14 protein-coding genes are annotated in these 13487 nt (G+C 38.0%); 10 read left to right on the top strand and 4 right to left on the bottom strand.

Features of this window, described 5'->3' with window-relative positions:
* The first annotated feature begins 7 nt into the window (after positions 1 to 7).
* Together sdaAB and sdaAA are read left to right on the top strand one after the other, a co-directional pair.
* Positions 8 to 670 carry an L-serine ammonia-lyase, iron-sulfur-dependent subunit beta gene (sdaAB, locus tag H1D32_RS03475; protein ID WP_261176761.1) on the top strand — a complete coding sequence of 221 codons (663 nt, stop codon included), beginning with the start codon at positions 8 to 10 and terminating at the stop codon, positions 668 to 670.
* A 30-nt stretch (positions 671 to 700) separates the two neighbouring features.
* Positions 701 to 1603, top strand: a complete 903-nt coding sequence (sdaAA, locus tag H1D32_RS03480) for an L-serine ammonia-lyase, iron-sulfur-dependent, subunit alpha (RefSeq protein WP_261176762.1) — start codon at positions 701 to 703, stop codon at positions 1601 to 1603.
* A gap of 179 nt (positions 1604 to 1782) precedes the next feature.
* Here the strand turns inward: sdaAA and H1D32_RS03485 are convergent, their stop codons facing one another.
* Both H1D32_RS03485 and H1D32_RS03490 read right to left on the bottom strand, forming a co-directional pair.
* On the bottom strand, positions 1783 to 2235 hold the full coding sequence (locus tag H1D32_RS03485; protein ID WP_261176763.1) for a GNAT family N-acetyltransferase: 453 nt from the start codon (positions 2233 to 2235) through the stop codon (positions 1783 to 1785).
* 196 nt (positions 2236 to 2431) lie between these two features.
* Positions 2432 to 2737 (bottom strand): MGMT family protein, encoded by a 306-nt coding sequence (locus tag H1D32_RS03490; protein WP_261176765.1) that lies wholly within the window; start codon positions 2735 to 2737, stop codon positions 2432 to 2434.
* A gap of 508 nt (positions 2738 to 3245) precedes the next feature.
* Here H1D32_RS03490 and desA point away from each other — a divergent pair.
* The 3 genes from desA to H1D32_RS03505 are packed head-to-tail and all read left to right on the top strand — an operon-like array spanning position 3246 to position 6076.
* Positions 3246 to 4289, top strand: a complete 1044-nt coding sequence (gene desA / locus H1D32_RS03495; protein ID WP_261176766.1) for a Delta(5) desaturase DesA — start codon at positions 3246 to 3248, stop codon at positions 4287 to 4289.
* A gap of 51 nt (positions 4290 to 4340) precedes the next feature.
* Positions 4341 to 5474 (top strand): sensor histidine kinase, encoded by a 1134-nt coding sequence (locus tag H1D32_RS03500; RefSeq protein WP_261176767.1) that lies wholly within the window; start codon positions 4341 to 4343, stop codon positions 5472 to 5474.
* A 2-nt stretch (positions 5475 to 5476) separates the two neighbouring features.
* Positions 5477 to 6076: a response regulator transcription factor gene (locus H1D32_RS03505; protein ID WP_261176768.1), complete on the top strand. Its 600-nt coding sequence runs from the start codon at positions 5477 to 5479 to the stop codon at positions 6074 to 6076.
* A 106-nt stretch (positions 6077 to 6182) separates the two neighbouring features.
* Here H1D32_RS03505 and H1D32_RS03510 read toward each other — a convergent pair whose 3' ends face one another.
* Entirely contained in the window at positions 6183 to 6647 is a 465-nt protein-coding gene (locus tag H1D32_RS03510) for a DUF3052 domain-containing protein (RefSeq protein ID WP_261176769.1), read from the bottom strand.
* A gap of 246 nt (positions 6648 to 6893) precedes the next feature.
* Positions 6894 to 7319 (bottom strand): pyridoxamine 5'-phosphate oxidase family protein, encoded by a 426-nt coding sequence (locus H1D32_RS03515; protein ID WP_261176770.1) that lies wholly within the window; start codon positions 7317 to 7319, stop codon positions 6894 to 6896.
* A 260-nt stretch (positions 7320 to 7579) separates the two neighbouring features.
* Between H1D32_RS03515 and H1D32_RS03520 the strand changes: the two genes are divergently transcribed.
* The 5 genes from H1D32_RS03520 (at position 7580) to H1D32_RS03540 (ending at position 12845) form a co-directional block, all read left to right on the top strand.
* Entirely contained in the window at positions 7580 to 8539 is a 960-nt protein-coding gene (locus tag H1D32_RS03520; RefSeq protein WP_261176771.1) for a TAXI family TRAP transporter solute-binding subunit, read from the top strand.
* Between the two features lie 34 nt (positions 8540 to 8573).
* Complete coding sequence (locus H1D32_RS03525; RefSeq protein WP_261176772.1) at positions 8574 to 9092, top strand: DUF1850 domain-containing protein; 519 nt, start codon at positions 8574 to 8576, stop codon at positions 9090 to 9092.
* Positions 9093 to 9108: 16 nt separating this feature from the next.
* Complete coding sequence (locus H1D32_RS03530) at positions 9109 to 9672, top strand: hypothetical protein (RefSeq protein WP_261176773.1); 564 nt, start codon at positions 9109 to 9111, stop codon at positions 9670 to 9672.
* A 32-nt stretch (positions 9673 to 9704) separates the two neighbouring features.
* The gene (locus H1D32_RS03535) at positions 9705 to 11315 is read left to right on the top strand and encodes a TRAP transporter permease (RefSeq protein WP_261176774.1); all 1611 of its coding nucleotides are present in this window, start codon (positions 9705 to 9707) and stop codon (positions 11313 to 11315) included.
* A 135-nt stretch (positions 11316 to 11450) separates the two neighbouring features.
* Positions 11451 to 12845, top strand: a complete 1395-nt coding sequence (locus H1D32_RS03540; RefSeq protein WP_261176775.1) for a tryptophanase — start codon at positions 11451 to 11453, stop codon at positions 12843 to 12845.
* The last annotated feature ends 642 nt before the right edge of the window (positions 12846 to 13487 follow it).

Below are 13487 nucleotides of genomic sequence, written 5' to 3' on the forward strand. Positions count from 1 at the left end.
ACGAACAATGAAATTTCGATCAGCATTTGATATTATTGGACCGGTCATGATCGGTCCTTCAAGTTCCCATACAGCAGGTGCAGCAAGGATTGGAAGGGTTGCCCGAACGTTATTTGAAAAACAGCCTAAGAAGGCGGTAATCTCTTTGTTCGGTTCGTTTGCAAAAACCTATAAAGGGCATGGTACGGATCTTGCTCTCGTTGCCGGGTTGCTAGACTTTGATACATTTGATGAACGTATCCCAGAGGCATTAAACATCGCTGAACATGCAGGAATGGAAGTTGAATTTATTACTGAAACAGCCATTACTGAACACCCTAATACAGTAAAAATTAACTTGTATGATGGAGAAAAGGAATTAGAGATCATCGGGATTTCGATAGGTGGAGGCACGATTGAAATTACGGAAATCAATTCTTTTAAATTAAAGCTTTCAGGAGCAAATCCAGCAATTTTAGTTATTCATGAAGATCGGTTCGGAATTATTTCGTCTGTAACGAGTATTCTGTCAAGATACGAAATCAATATCGGCCATATGGAAGTCTCTAGGAAAGAACGCGGCGATATGGCGATCATGGTTATCGAAATGGACCAAAAAATAGATGACGGGGTAATAAATGAATTGAAAACTATCCCTAGTGTTAGCCGGGTAATCCGGATGGCAGAATAACAAATTATAGAGACACCAGGAGGACATGCCATGTTTCGAAATGTAGCCGAGCTTGTGGAATTAGCAGAAAAAAATCAGGTTAAAATTGCTGAAATTATGATTCGGCAAGAAATAGAATTTACAGGCGTTTCAAGAGAAGAAATCATAAAAAAGATGGATAACAATCTTACCGTAATGGAGCGAGCGATTGAGCGCGGCTTAAATGGAGTAAGATCTCATTCGGGTCTTACCGGTGGAGATGCCGTTCTAATGCAAAACTATATTAAAAGCGGGAAGAGCTTAGCCGGAACTTTACTGTTGGATGCAGTCAGTAAAGCGGTTGCTACTAATGAAGTAAATGCGGCTATGGGAATTATTTGTGCCACACCAACAGCAGGCTCTGCTGGCGTAGTTCCCGGAACGTTGTTTGCTGTAAAAAACCAATTAAATCCTACAAGACAAGAAATGATTGAATTTTTGTTTACAGCGGCAGCTTTCGGGTTCGTTGTAGCTAATAACGCATCAATCTCTGGCGCGGCTGGAGGATGTCAAGCGGAAGTAGGTTCAGCAAGTGGAATGGCAGCGGCAGCCATTGTTGAGCTAGCTGGTGGTACACCGCAACAGTCAGCGGAGGCAATGGCAATTACTTTGAAAAATATGCTGGGATTAGTTTGTGATCCTGTTGCAGGGTTAGTTGAAGTCCCGTGTGTAAAACGTAATGCAATGGGAGCCTCTAACGCAATAACTGCAGCAGACATGGCGCTTGCGGGGATTGTCAGTAAAATACCTTGTGATGAAGTAATCGGAGCTATGTACGCCATTGGTCAATCAATGCCTTCGTCACTAAGAGAGACGGCAGAAGGTGGACTTGCTGCAACACCAACAGGTAGAAGACTTGAAGAGGAAATTTTCGGTAAACCTAAAGAAAAGCTTAAGGATTATGTATTAGCATAACGTTTTCAATTTAGGGATGGTTAACACCGAAATGAAAAGTTCTATAAATCAAAATACACTAAACAAAGGATGGCATTTTGTCATCCTTTTTCCATTTCTAAAGAACTTTCTTCAACTAACCCAATTACCCGTTGGATTATCTTTCTTCATTATTGTACTGCTTTTTTATATATTTTGTATTACTTGTTAATGGATAACACATATAATTCTTCTTCATCAACAAATTCTCCAGTATTTACAAAACCTAATTTCTCGTATAAATGTTTTCCTCTTATATTTTCTGGATCGGTTGATAAATAGATATTTTTACATTTCTCAATTTTTTTCATTTCCGTAATTACCAGGTTCATTGCTTCCGTTCCATATCCATTTCCTTGATATTTATAGTCAATCATAATTCGACAAAGTTCATAATAACCTTGGTTTTTAGCATAACCGTACATCGTAAAACCAATAATTTTACCGTCTTTTTCAATTGCTTTTGTTGTCCATGTTTTTTCAAACTGTGCTTGAACCAAGGACAGGGCATTAGATGCAACAAATTCCTCACAAATTGCAGGCATTCCTTGACTCGTTGATAAAAAAATTACCTCCAACCAATTTTCTTCATTAATATCTATTAATCTCAACATTACCGCACCATCCTATATTCTTATGGATCCTAACATCAAGAACGTAGATTTAATATTTGTCTCTATCTATTTTAACTTATATTTACAATTATTGTTAAAGAATATTATTAACATTTCTATTTATAAAGGCTCTTTTACTGTTGGCAATAATTTGACTGTTATTTTTTTTGCATTTCTTCAAGCTGTGTAAACTATTTTACGGTTTCCATTGATATTTTACTAAATCGATAACTCCATTAAAGCCAATTTCCACCCCTTCCATTTCCAAGTTCATCAATTGCTCATGGTAGGACTCCTCATCTTGAAGGGCGATCTGTCCCTTAGCGTTAATGACCCGATGCCATGGAAGGTTATGCTTTTTGCTCATCGAATGAAGGATTCGAACCACTTGGCGGGCAGCCCGGGGACTTCCTGCGAGCCCAGCAATCTGTCCATAGGTCATGACCCTTCCTTCAGGAATCATTCGAATAATCTCAATCACTTTTTCAGTAAAAGGTGTCACTATGGTAGTTCCTTTCCCATTAGAAATCTAATTGTGCCTAGATGTTAATCTATGTAGTAAATTACAAGGGGCTTACGTTACTTTAACATAGGCTGTTTTAGTATAGGTAGTTGTTTTTTGCTGAAGACGCTTGATCCGCAATTTCGAGTGCAGTTCAACATTACTAACTGTGATTTTACTATCGTTAGAAATCAAAATCGAAAGCACAACTTTTATCATGAAACGAGTAACCACAGGCGAGTATCAACGGAAATAGCTTATTCAAAAGAGGAAATGTATGCCTGTTGTCATATGCTCAGTTGTTTTTTTTATTAATTTTTTCCATTTCGAACGTAAGCTTTTGCCTTATTTTACGGGCTTTTTAATATAAAGTGTAGTGTCCTATATGACAAATGTCATACGCATGACTTGACGTTTATGTCTTATAGAAATTGATGATTTTTTCTATAATAAATACAGTGGTAATGTTAATAACAACTTTGAGTATCAAATTAGGAGGAACTTTAACATGAGTCAAGCAAAAATATCTCAACTGAAAAAAGAAATGGCCCCTTATGAAAAGATTGATACAAAGGCCAGTATCATTCAAATAGTAAATACACTATTACCATTGGTGATCCTTTGGTACGGAACCTACCTGAGTTTGTCTGTGTCTTATTGGCTTACAATTCCTTTAATCGTGTTAACTTCTGGCTTTTTAGTACGCACGTTTATTTTGTTTCACGATTGCTGTCATCAATCGTTCTTTAAGAGCAAATTAGCCAATGATATTTTAGGTACTATAACTGGAGTACTTACACTTGTTCCTTACCGTCAATGGAAGCATACTCATACGGTTCACCATGCGACAAGTGGAAATTTAGATAAGCGTGGAACAGGAGACATGTGGTTACTTACTGTCGAAGAATATAATGCTTCATCGATGTGGCGCCGCCTATGTTATCGTGTATATCGCCATCCATTCTTTATGCTTGTGATTGGACCGATTGCTGTGTTCTTACTTGAATATCGTTTTAATCGTAAGGGAGCAAAAAAGAAAGAACGAATGAACTTGTACCTCACCAACGTTTTGATCGTGGCATTATATACGGGCTTAAGCTTAGCAATTGGTTGGCAAGCGTTTCTGATGATCCAGGGACCAGTCTTCTTGTTATCAGGTCTTCTAGGGATTTGGTTATTCTATGTTCAGCATCAGTTTGAAGACTCTTATTTTGAAAATGAAGAAGAGTGGAGCTACATCCAAGCAGCGGTTGAAGGTAGTTCTTATTATAAGCTTCCAAAGGTGCTGCAATGGATCACTGGAAATATTGGGTTTCACCATGTACATCATTTAAGCCCAAGAGTGCCAAATTATAATTTAGAAAAAGCTCATAATGCTTCACAGGATCTAAAAAAAGCAACAACAATTACAATTAGTAAAAGTTTCGAATCGTTAAACTTCAGACTATGGGATGAAAAAAATAAACGCTTTCTTAGCTTTAAAGAATTAAAGCAATATGTAGATAAACCAGCAGAAAAACACAAAGTAGAACTTGCCCGAAAAACGAATTAGGGATATTATGGTAATATAGTAGTGAATTGAGTAGAAAGTGGGAGGACTAGCATGAAAACTTTGCATCAAAAGGTTCGAGAAAACACAGGGCTGAATCCCTATGTTTGGATCGTCTTTTATATCCTCCCCTTTTACTTTATTTTTCAATCATCCTCAACGCCTCAAGTGGTACTTGGGGTCATTATGATTATCGGGTTTCTTATCTGTTATGTGCTGTCCTTTACATCTAGAGGATGGCTTATCTATGTAGGGACCGGTATTCAAATAGCGATTTCGACGACGATGAGCTTACTATTTGGTTATATATACTTTTTTCTGTTTTTAGCTTTCTTTATTGGGAATTTAAAAAATAAAATTGCTTTCGTTGTTTTTTATATCATTTTGCTTATTAGTACCTTTGGGACGATTTATTTTGGTTTTGTAACAGAACATTCGCGAGTGTTAATTACTCAATTGCCGTTTGTAATCCTTAGCATTATTGCAGTGATCCTCTTACCAGTTAGTACTTACGATAAAAATAAAGAGGATGCATTACAAGGAGAGTTAGATGATGCCTATAAACGAATTTCCGAACTAGTGAAGCTAGAAGAACGACAACGGATTTCGCGTGATCTTCATGACACACTTGGCCAAAAACTATCGTTGATTGGATTAAAGAGCGACCTCGCTGGGAAATTAATCAGTAAAAATCCAGATAAAGCTCGGATTGAGATTAAGGATGTTCAGAAAACAGCTCGGATCGCTTTAAAAGAAGTCCGTGAAATGGTTACCCAAATGCGAGGAACGAAACTAGAAGATGAAGTTTATCGAGTCGCACAAATATTAAAAGCAGCAGAAATTGAGTTTGGTGTTGAGGGAAATCCGAAGCTCTTAAATACATCACTGATAGCCGAAAATGTAGTCAGTATGTGCATTAAAGAAGCAGTGAACAATGTTGTAAAACATAGTAATGCTTCAAAATGTACACTCATTATTGAGCAAATGAATACGGAGTTAGTGGTGAAGGTGAAGGACAATGGTGTGGGGATCGGGAATTCGCTTCAGAATATGACTGGTAACGGGTTACAAGGTATGAAAGAACGCCTTGAGTTTGTGAATGGTAGTTTAGACATTACTTCTGACCATGGTACAACAATCATATTTAAAGTTCCAAATGTCTTTAAACAAAAGGAAGAGGAGGTGTAGCTATGATACGAATTGTCATTGCCGAAGATCAAAAAATGTTGTTAGGAGCCCTTGCCGCGTTACTAGATCTTGAAGATGATATGACTGTGGTTGGTCGAGCTGGCAACGGCGAAGAAGCGGTCAAATTAGTTCACCTTCACAATCCGGACATTTGTATTATGGATATAGAAATGCCTGGGAAAAGCGGTCTTGAAGCAGCTGAGGAACTAAAAGGTTTTGGCTGTAAGGTCATTATTTTAACTACTTTTGCTCGTCCAGGATTTTTTGAAAGAGCCTTAAAAGCAGGGGTAAATGGATACATGTTAAAGGATAGCCCAAGTGATGATTTAGCGAGTGCCATTCGCAGTGTTATGGAAGGAAAGCGTATTTATGCATCAGAATTGGTTGATGAGGTTTATAGTGAGGAAAACCCCCTTACCGAACGAGAAAGTGAAGTTCTATTGTTAATGTCAGAGGGCAAGAGCACGAAGGAAATTGCTGGTACGCTTTTTATTACCACTGGAACGGTAAGGAATTATATTTCCTCAATCTTGGATAAGTTAGACGTGAGTAACCGAATTGAAGCAATTACTAGATTCAAAGAAAAAGGTTGGTTTAAATAATTTACTTAAGCTGAGTAATTACAATAAAGAGGGATGGAGAATTTTTTCCATGCCTCTTTTTATTTCGCTCTTTTCTAAAGGCTACTTAGATCGCGGCTTTTTAGGATTATTGCTTTTTTTCAGTTCGTTCTTTCCCTTTGGACGTAACAGCAAAATCTCTAGTCATAGTTTTTATTTGTTCTGTTTTTCGAAACCGTAATGCGGACCAATCTTCATCAACAGCAATTTGCCGAACAGGCTCGTAGCCTTCAGCAGCAAGGAGTGGGGTAACCGTATCACGACTGCAATTTGATCCTTTATAGGTTTTTGAGGTTTTCTTTGGATAGCAAAGCCAGAGCAGACCATCTTGTTTAACAACACTTGCGCCACGTTGTGCGAGAGCTTGAAGCTCCTCATTTGAAGTACCGAATACTTGAACGAAATCATAGCTTTCATTTTGAACTTCCTTGTGCACCTCTCCTTGAAAAGTCGTCATGACCTCTTCGTAAGCTTTTGGCGGATTGAGGATTAATACAGCTTGTCCATGATCTTTAAATTGCAATTTTTTCACAACAGGATGTAACTCTTCCATCTGAACAGTCCTTTCTATATCAACTATGTCTACTATACAAAAAGGAGTATGCCTTATTCAAGTTATCAGAACTTGTGAAGACTGCAGTAGAATAATTCATTTAGTGTGTACATTTACGTAAATTAACTCCTGTGATGTCTTCTAAGTAACTTATTAAGACCAACATAAAAAAAGCTTGGGGGTGCCCCAAAGCTTTCATATTGATAGTAACTTTAAATTTATTAAACTGGCTTGCATAACAGTCTGTTAAAAGGTGATTGTACGAGGTCCGTTTAGTTCAGGATGATTAATTAAGCGAATGGTTTTTGGTTGACAACGGATTACAATATAATTCGGGTCATCAGGACCTTCTAAATATTTCCGGAAGTTATCGTGCCAAAAGCGGTCTTTTAATTCCTGATCATCATGAATGGTAGCCTGTGCCGTCATATCAATGTAGGGCTTACCAAAGCCTCCGCCTTCAAATCCTAATAGGATATGAACTTTACAGTTATTATAAATGTCTTGAACCTTTTCGGTAGCTTTACTAGAAATTGTATAGAGTGTAAATTCTTCATTTCGAAAGATCATATAGCGAGCAAATGGTTGATCGCCCTTCATTGTGGAAAGTGTTCCAACCTTATGTTCACTTAAAATTCGTAATACTTCCTCTTTGATGCGTTGTTCATTCATATCGCCACATCCTTTTTGATAATCTAAGCTCATTTACCCGAATTAGTCTAGGAAGAAAGTAGATATCAAAAATCTATAGAAATTTGTCACATCTACTGCCTCTAGACTCAGTAGAGCAGTGAAGGTCAATTTTTAGAGTTGAAAATTAATTGTGTCATGTACCTCTCCTAGATATGCTAGTAATATTTGTCATTTTGGGACATATAATTTAACAACTTGGTTTATCCAGGCTTGAAAAATAAGATATAGGGGGTATTTCTTTGAAAAAGTATAGTTTGTTGTTGGCTTTAGTACTAGCAGTCTCTATGGTACTAGCTGCCTGTGGTGGTTCGGACTCGAAAGACGGTGAGTGGGTCAAGGATGTAACGGTTTTAACTGGTGGGGAGCAAGGAGTTTATTTTCCACTTGGTGGGGCAATGGCCCGAATTATTTCTGAAAAAGTTGATGGGGTAACTGCAACCGGGGTAACTAGTGGGGCTTCTGTTGTTAATAGTAATGATATTAACGATGGTAAAGCTGAACTAGGTTTAGTACAAAATGATATTGCGTTTTACGCTCATGAAGGTTCTCATATGTTTGAGGCTGTGACAAACAACTTCTATGGAATTGCAACTCTTTATCCAGAGGTTGTTCAGATTGTCACATCAGCTGATAGTGGCATCGTAACAGTAGATGATTTAAGAGGAAAGCGTGTCGCGGTTGGTGACCAAGGCTCTGGGTCAGAGGCCAATGCGAAGCAAATTCTTGAAGCGCACGGAATTACTTATGATGATTTAAATATTGAGTTTATGAGTTTCGGAGACGCTGCTGGTGGTATTCAAGATGGAAACGTTGATGCAGCATTTATCACAGCTGGTACACCAACAGGGGCAATTGAAGCTTTAAAAGCTAGCCGAGAAATTAGAATCGTAAGTATTACTCCAGAAAAAATTAAGGTGTTAACTGATACTTATCCATACTATACACATTTTGATCTTCCAAGCGATGTTTATGGTACGAGTAGCGATGCGACAACAGTAGCGGTTCAAGCGATGGTTATTGTTAGCAAAACGTTACCAGAAGATCAAGTATATGAAATTACAAAAGCTATTTTTGAGAACTTAGATATCATTGAAGCAACACATGCCCGTGGGAAAGACATTACACTAGACACCGCTTTAGATGGAATGTCAATTGAGCTTCACCCAGGAGCAAAACGTTATTTTGATGAAGCGAAGTAAGAAAAAAATGCTGATAGAAAAGAGGGCATTGCGTATGAGCAATGTCCTCTTCAAACAAAGAACCATCTTAATCATCGCATGCTGCTTACTCCTCTCATTCATTCTATTAAACGTATCAAGCCCTCACAGATTGCTAGTTATTGAAGAAGCAAAGACAGGGAAGGTATTGTGGCAAGAGGAAATTTTTGCTTCGGAATGGTTTCATCACGAGTATATCCATTCGGTGGAAAAATCAATTGTAATCGAAAAATTTAAAATCGATGACACCGGACAAATTTTTGCTATGGAAAGCTGGACAAGGTCATTTGGAGCTGGGTTACCTTATGAATTGAAGGGTAATTTACAAATCACTGATGGGTACTATATTTTAAAGGACATCTATGAACCTATTGAAATTCTTCATATGCAGCCATCACATTTACATTTGCATACCTTTCATTTTCGGGACGAGGTCCTTGTTCTATCTGAACCACCTTATACAAGAACCCACCTAAAAATCTATAGTAAACCTTTGCGATGGTATGAGTATATTTACTGGTCGATCAAGAGTTGATGAAAGGAGTGAAGAAATGAGCAATGAAAAACTAGAAGTTTCTAAGGCGTTAGAATTAGAAGGAAGTGACCGTTTTCTAGTTGGGAAATGGGCACTTATCATTTTAATTGTTAGTTTAATTATGTCTGGATATCATTTCTATACCGCAGGCTTTGGGCTCCAAGTCTCGACAAGAACGCATTTAATTTTTCATCTCACAATGGGGTTAATTTTAGTGTTCTTGTTGTACCCAATAAAAAAAGGATTAAGTCAACGAACAATTCCCTGGTATGACGTGTTAATTGCCTTAATCGTTGCTTTTGTTGGTTTTTATATTATTCAAAATCAACAATCACCATCGATTTTAAGTGCCCGGCCAACAACGCTCGATGTATCTATGGGTGTAGCTTTGGTATTGTTGGTTCTAGAAGCAACTAGGCGTGTTGTTGGAAAACCACTTGTCATCATTGCTAGTGTGTTTATTGCTTATTACTTCTTAGGGAGCTACATGCCAGGAGCGTTTCGGCATGTGCGGGCTGACTTTGAGCGTTTCTTTTATGAAATGACCTATACAACTGCAGGGATTTTGGAACCCCGATAAGCGTATCAGCTACGTATGTATTTATCTTTATTTTGTTTGGAGCAATTTTAGAGTCCACCGGTGCAGGAAAGATGTTTATTGATTTGGCATTGCGGGCTTTTGGTCGTTATAAAGGGGGTCCTGCAAAGGCGGCTGTATTAGCGAGTGGGATGCTCGGAAGTATTTCTGGAAGTTCAACTGCAAACGCTGTAACTACAGGGACATTTACAATTCCGTTAATGAAAAAAGTTGGTTTTAAACCACATGTAGCTGGCGGAATTGAAGTAGCTGCTTCATCAAGTGGTCAATTTTTGCCACCGGTCATGGGGGCTGCCGCCTTCTTAATGATTGAATATACTAATATCCCTTATATAGAAATTATTAAAAGTGCGCTTATCCCAGCGATCCTCTGTTATGTAGCGATCTTATTAATGGTCCATTTCGAAGCTGCTAAAAATAATATCAGGGGCCTGCATAAAAGTGAACTTGTTTCTGCAAGGAAAACATTGTTACAACAAGGGTATTTAATCTTACCAATCTTTGTTCTACTATATTTCTTAATCAAGGGTTTCACCGTACCAAATTCAGCTTTCTTCTCAATTCTTGTTATTTTAGTACTCGCATTTTTTGCTCACCGCTTTAAAGATAGAATTGGAAGAAGTATGATTTATGCGGGTGTTCTCATTGTTTTTGCGTATAGCCTACAGTACATTATCACGTTTATAAATCAGTTCTTAAGTAGGGATATTTTATGGAGAAGTGAGATACCGTTTTTAATTGTTGTTAGTTTAGTAATTGCATTGCTCTTTGCTGTTGGTCAAAAAAAGCTGAAGGTTGAATCAGCACCTGTCCGCTACGGAATAAAAGAGCTAGTTAATGGGTTTGAATTAGCAGCTAGAAATTCACTAGCTGTGATTGTGGCATGTGGAACAGCCGGAATTCTAATTGGTGTAGTAAATTTAACTGGCTTATCACTGAAACTATCAAATATGATTATTTCCTTTTCAGGGAAAATAACAGAGGTATTGCCGGCATTTATGGTTTTTGATAACACACAATTGTATTTTGCCTTAATCTTGACGGTTTTTGCTTGTTTAATTCTCGGATTAGGACTACCGACAACGGCTACCTATGTCATACTCGCAGCGATGATTGCTCCAGCTTTAGTTGGTCTAGGAGTTCCACTTTTAGCAGCTCATCTATTTGTACTTTATTATGGGGTTTTAGCTGATGACACTCCACCAATTAATTTACCAGCCTATGCGACAGCAGGGATTGCCAAAGCTGAACCGATTCGAACGGGAATTCAAGGCTTTAAATTTGATTCAGGGGCCTTGTTATTACCATTTGCATTCGCGACTAACCCAACAATTCTTATGCTAAACCCTGATGCAACCTGGATTGATATTAGTATTAACATCTTTACAGCGCTCATTGGGATCATTGCTTTTGCTTCGTTTATTCAGAGATGGCTACTCGTAAAGTATTATTGGTTTGAAAGATTAGCAGCATTAGTAGCAGCACTTGTGTTAATCCATGGGCATTGGGTTACTGATCTAACGGGGATTACAATCCTGACAGTGTTATTTATCTCCCAATATTACCGATCGAAGAAAGAGAAAGAACTTAGTTCCAAAACAACTCAGAAAGCTGTATTTGATTAAGGTATACTTCGAAGGAAGCAGGAACTTTGTGTTCCTGCTTTTTTTTGCCTAATATAATAGGAAAAAAATTGCTTTTCGATAATAGGATAGAAAGGGGAGTTAATAAATAATTAAAACGAGAAGGGGAGGAAGGCTATGGAATCCTATTTACCAGAACCGTACAAAATTAAGATGGTCGAGCCTATTCAATTGAAGACGAAAGCAGAAAGAGAAATGGCAATTGAAAAAGCAGGCTACAATCCATTTTTGCTCAGAAGTGAGGATGTGTACATCGACTTATTAACGGATAGTGGTACTGGCGCCATGAGTGATCGCCAATGGGCTGGAATTATGCTCGGTGACGAGTCATATGCAGGTAGTCGAAATTTCTACCATTTGGAAGAAACCGTTCAGCAGTTAACGGGCTATCATTATGTCTTACCAGCACACCAAGGGCGTGGTGCTGAACAAGTTTTATTTCCTTTGTTAATCGAAAAAGAAGGACAATATGTGCTTGGCAATATGCATTTCGATACGACCAAAGCACATATTGAAATGAATAAGGCACGACCAGTAAATTTAGTTATTTCCGAAGCCTATGAGACAGCAGTAGATCACCCATTTAAAGGGAATTTCGATATTGCTAGATTAAAAGAGTTTATTAGTACAAAAGGAAAGGAAGAAATAGCTTTTATTATCAATACGATAACTTGTAATAGTGCTGGAGGACAGCCTGTTTCGATGGAAAATATTCGTGAAGTATATGAGGTTGGAAAACAGTATGGGATTCCTGTATTTTTTGATGCAGCAAGGTTTGCAGAAAATGCGTATTTCATTAAGCAGCGTGAAAAAGGTTACGAAGACAAGGAGATTAGTGAAATCATCCAGGAAATGTTTTCTTATGGTGATGGCCTAACGATGAGTGCTAAAAAGGATGGCCTTGTTAATATCGGTGGACTTCTTGCAATCAAAGATGATTTTGAGCTATTTGAAAAATGCCGTTCCATGGTTGTGCCAATGGAGGGCTTTCCAACCTATGGGGGGTTAGCTGGAAGAGATTTAGAAGCGCTTGCGATTGGATTAAAAGAAGTTGTTCAATATGACTACCTCCATCATCGGATAAATCAAGTACGGCTTTTAGGAGAGCTACTAAAGGAAGGCGGAGTTCCTGTTCAAGAGCCAATTGGCGGCCATGCTGTTTTTGTTGATTGTGCCAAATTTTTACCAGACTTGCCAAAAAATCATTTTCCAGCTCATGCTTTAGCGGTAGCGTTATACTTGGAAAGTGGAATACGAAGTGTAGAAATTGGCTCGTTGTTATATGGCAGAGATGTAGACACAGGTGAGGATGGGCTTTCCGAGCTCGAGCTGTTACGCCTAACGATTCCGCGCCGTACCTATACAGATAATCACATCCGTTATATTGCCGACTCATTAATTCAACTCTACCAAAAACGAAGTGAAATTAAAGGTGTGGAGTTCAGCTATGAACCCAAAATTCTCCGCCACTTCACTGCAAAATTTCAGTTTGCTAGAGTACCTTCACAATAACTTGATGCAACAGTGGTTAAATGAAGGGTCTACTGGTAATTAGTGTGGGGTTATGAACAATCATTCAATAATTCATACCACTAAATGTAAACCGGAAGGGAACGAGAACGGGATATATCTTATGAAGCTTTTCTAAGGTAACAAACAAATTATAAGAAAACCGCCAAACATGTTTTTTGTTATTGACCTGAAGTATTCCGAACATGGCGTATGTTCGGAATGCTTTTCTATAAATCAGCTGTCCACTGTCCGAATTTCATCCCTATTCGTTTATACAACGCCACAGTCGTTAGTTTCGTGTTTTCTCATATAGAATTTTAAACACTTGAAAAAGGCTGTTGAGTAATTTTGCACTCTAAACCGATCCAAAAGTACATCGCTAGCTTGATATTTACACTTTGGTTCACCAAAGATGTCCAGCGTGCATCTGTGGATTCCATAGATTAATGGATATGACTCTAGGACAAATAACCAGCAAAAGATAAAGTCCAACTTCAGCTAATCGAAAATTTCACAAAAATGGCACGATTTACCACAAAAATACATAATTCACATATTCTTCACGGTTATAAACTGGTAGCAGATACTATTATGGAAGTAGGAATAATAATTCCTAAATATGTAATAAAATGGAGGTGGGAA

This window comes from Anaerobacillus sp. CMMVII, assembly GCF_025377685.1.
In the GTDB taxonomy this organism is placed as follows: domain Bacteria; phylum Bacillota; class Bacilli; order Bacillales; family Anaerobacillaceae; genus Anaerobacillus.

Bases quoted from the DNA above. Each gene is read 5' to 3' on its own strand.
- H1D32_RS03510 (WP_261176769.1), bottom strand. From the start codon at position 6,647: ATGGAAGAGTTACATCCTGTTGTGAAAAAATTGCAATTTAAAGATCAT.
- H1D32_RS03485 (WP_261176763.1), bottom strand. From the start codon at position 2,235: ATGTTGAGATTAATAGATATTAATGAAGAAAATTGGTTGGAGGTAATT.
- H1D32_RS03515 (WP_261176770.1), bottom strand. From the start codon at position 7,319: ATGAATGAACAACGCATCAAAGAGGAAGTATTACGAATTTTAAGTGAA.
- sdaAB (WP_261176761.1), top strand. From the start codon at position 8: ATGAAATTTCGATCAGCATTTGATATTATTGGACCGGTCATGATCGGT.
- H1D32_RS03530 (WP_261176773.1), top strand. From the start codon at position 9,109: ATGAGCAATGAAAAACTAGAAGTTTCTAAGGCGTTAGAATTAGAAGGA.
- H1D32_RS03500 (WP_261176767.1), top strand. From the start codon at position 4,341: ATGAAAACTTTGCATCAAAAGGTTCGAGAAAACACAGGGCTGAATCCC.
- sdaAA (WP_261176762.1), top strand. From the start codon at position 701: ATGTTTCGAAATGTAGCCGAGCTTGTGGAATTAGCAGAAAAAAATCAG.
- H1D32_RS03540 (WP_261176775.1), top strand. From the start codon at position 11,451: ATGGAATCCTATTTACCAGAACCGTACAAAATTAAGATGGTCGAGCCT.
- desA (WP_261176766.1), top strand. From the start codon at position 3,246: ATGAGTCAAGCAAAAATATCTCAACTGAAAAAAGAAATGGCCCCTTAT.
- H1D32_RS03525 (WP_261176772.1), top strand. From the start codon at position 8,574: ATGAGCAATGTCCTCTTCAAACAAAGAACCATCTTAATCATCGCATGC.
- H1D32_RS03505 (WP_261176768.1), top strand. From the start codon at position 5,477: ATGATACGAATTGTCATTGCCGAAGATCAAAAAATGTTGTTAGGAGCC.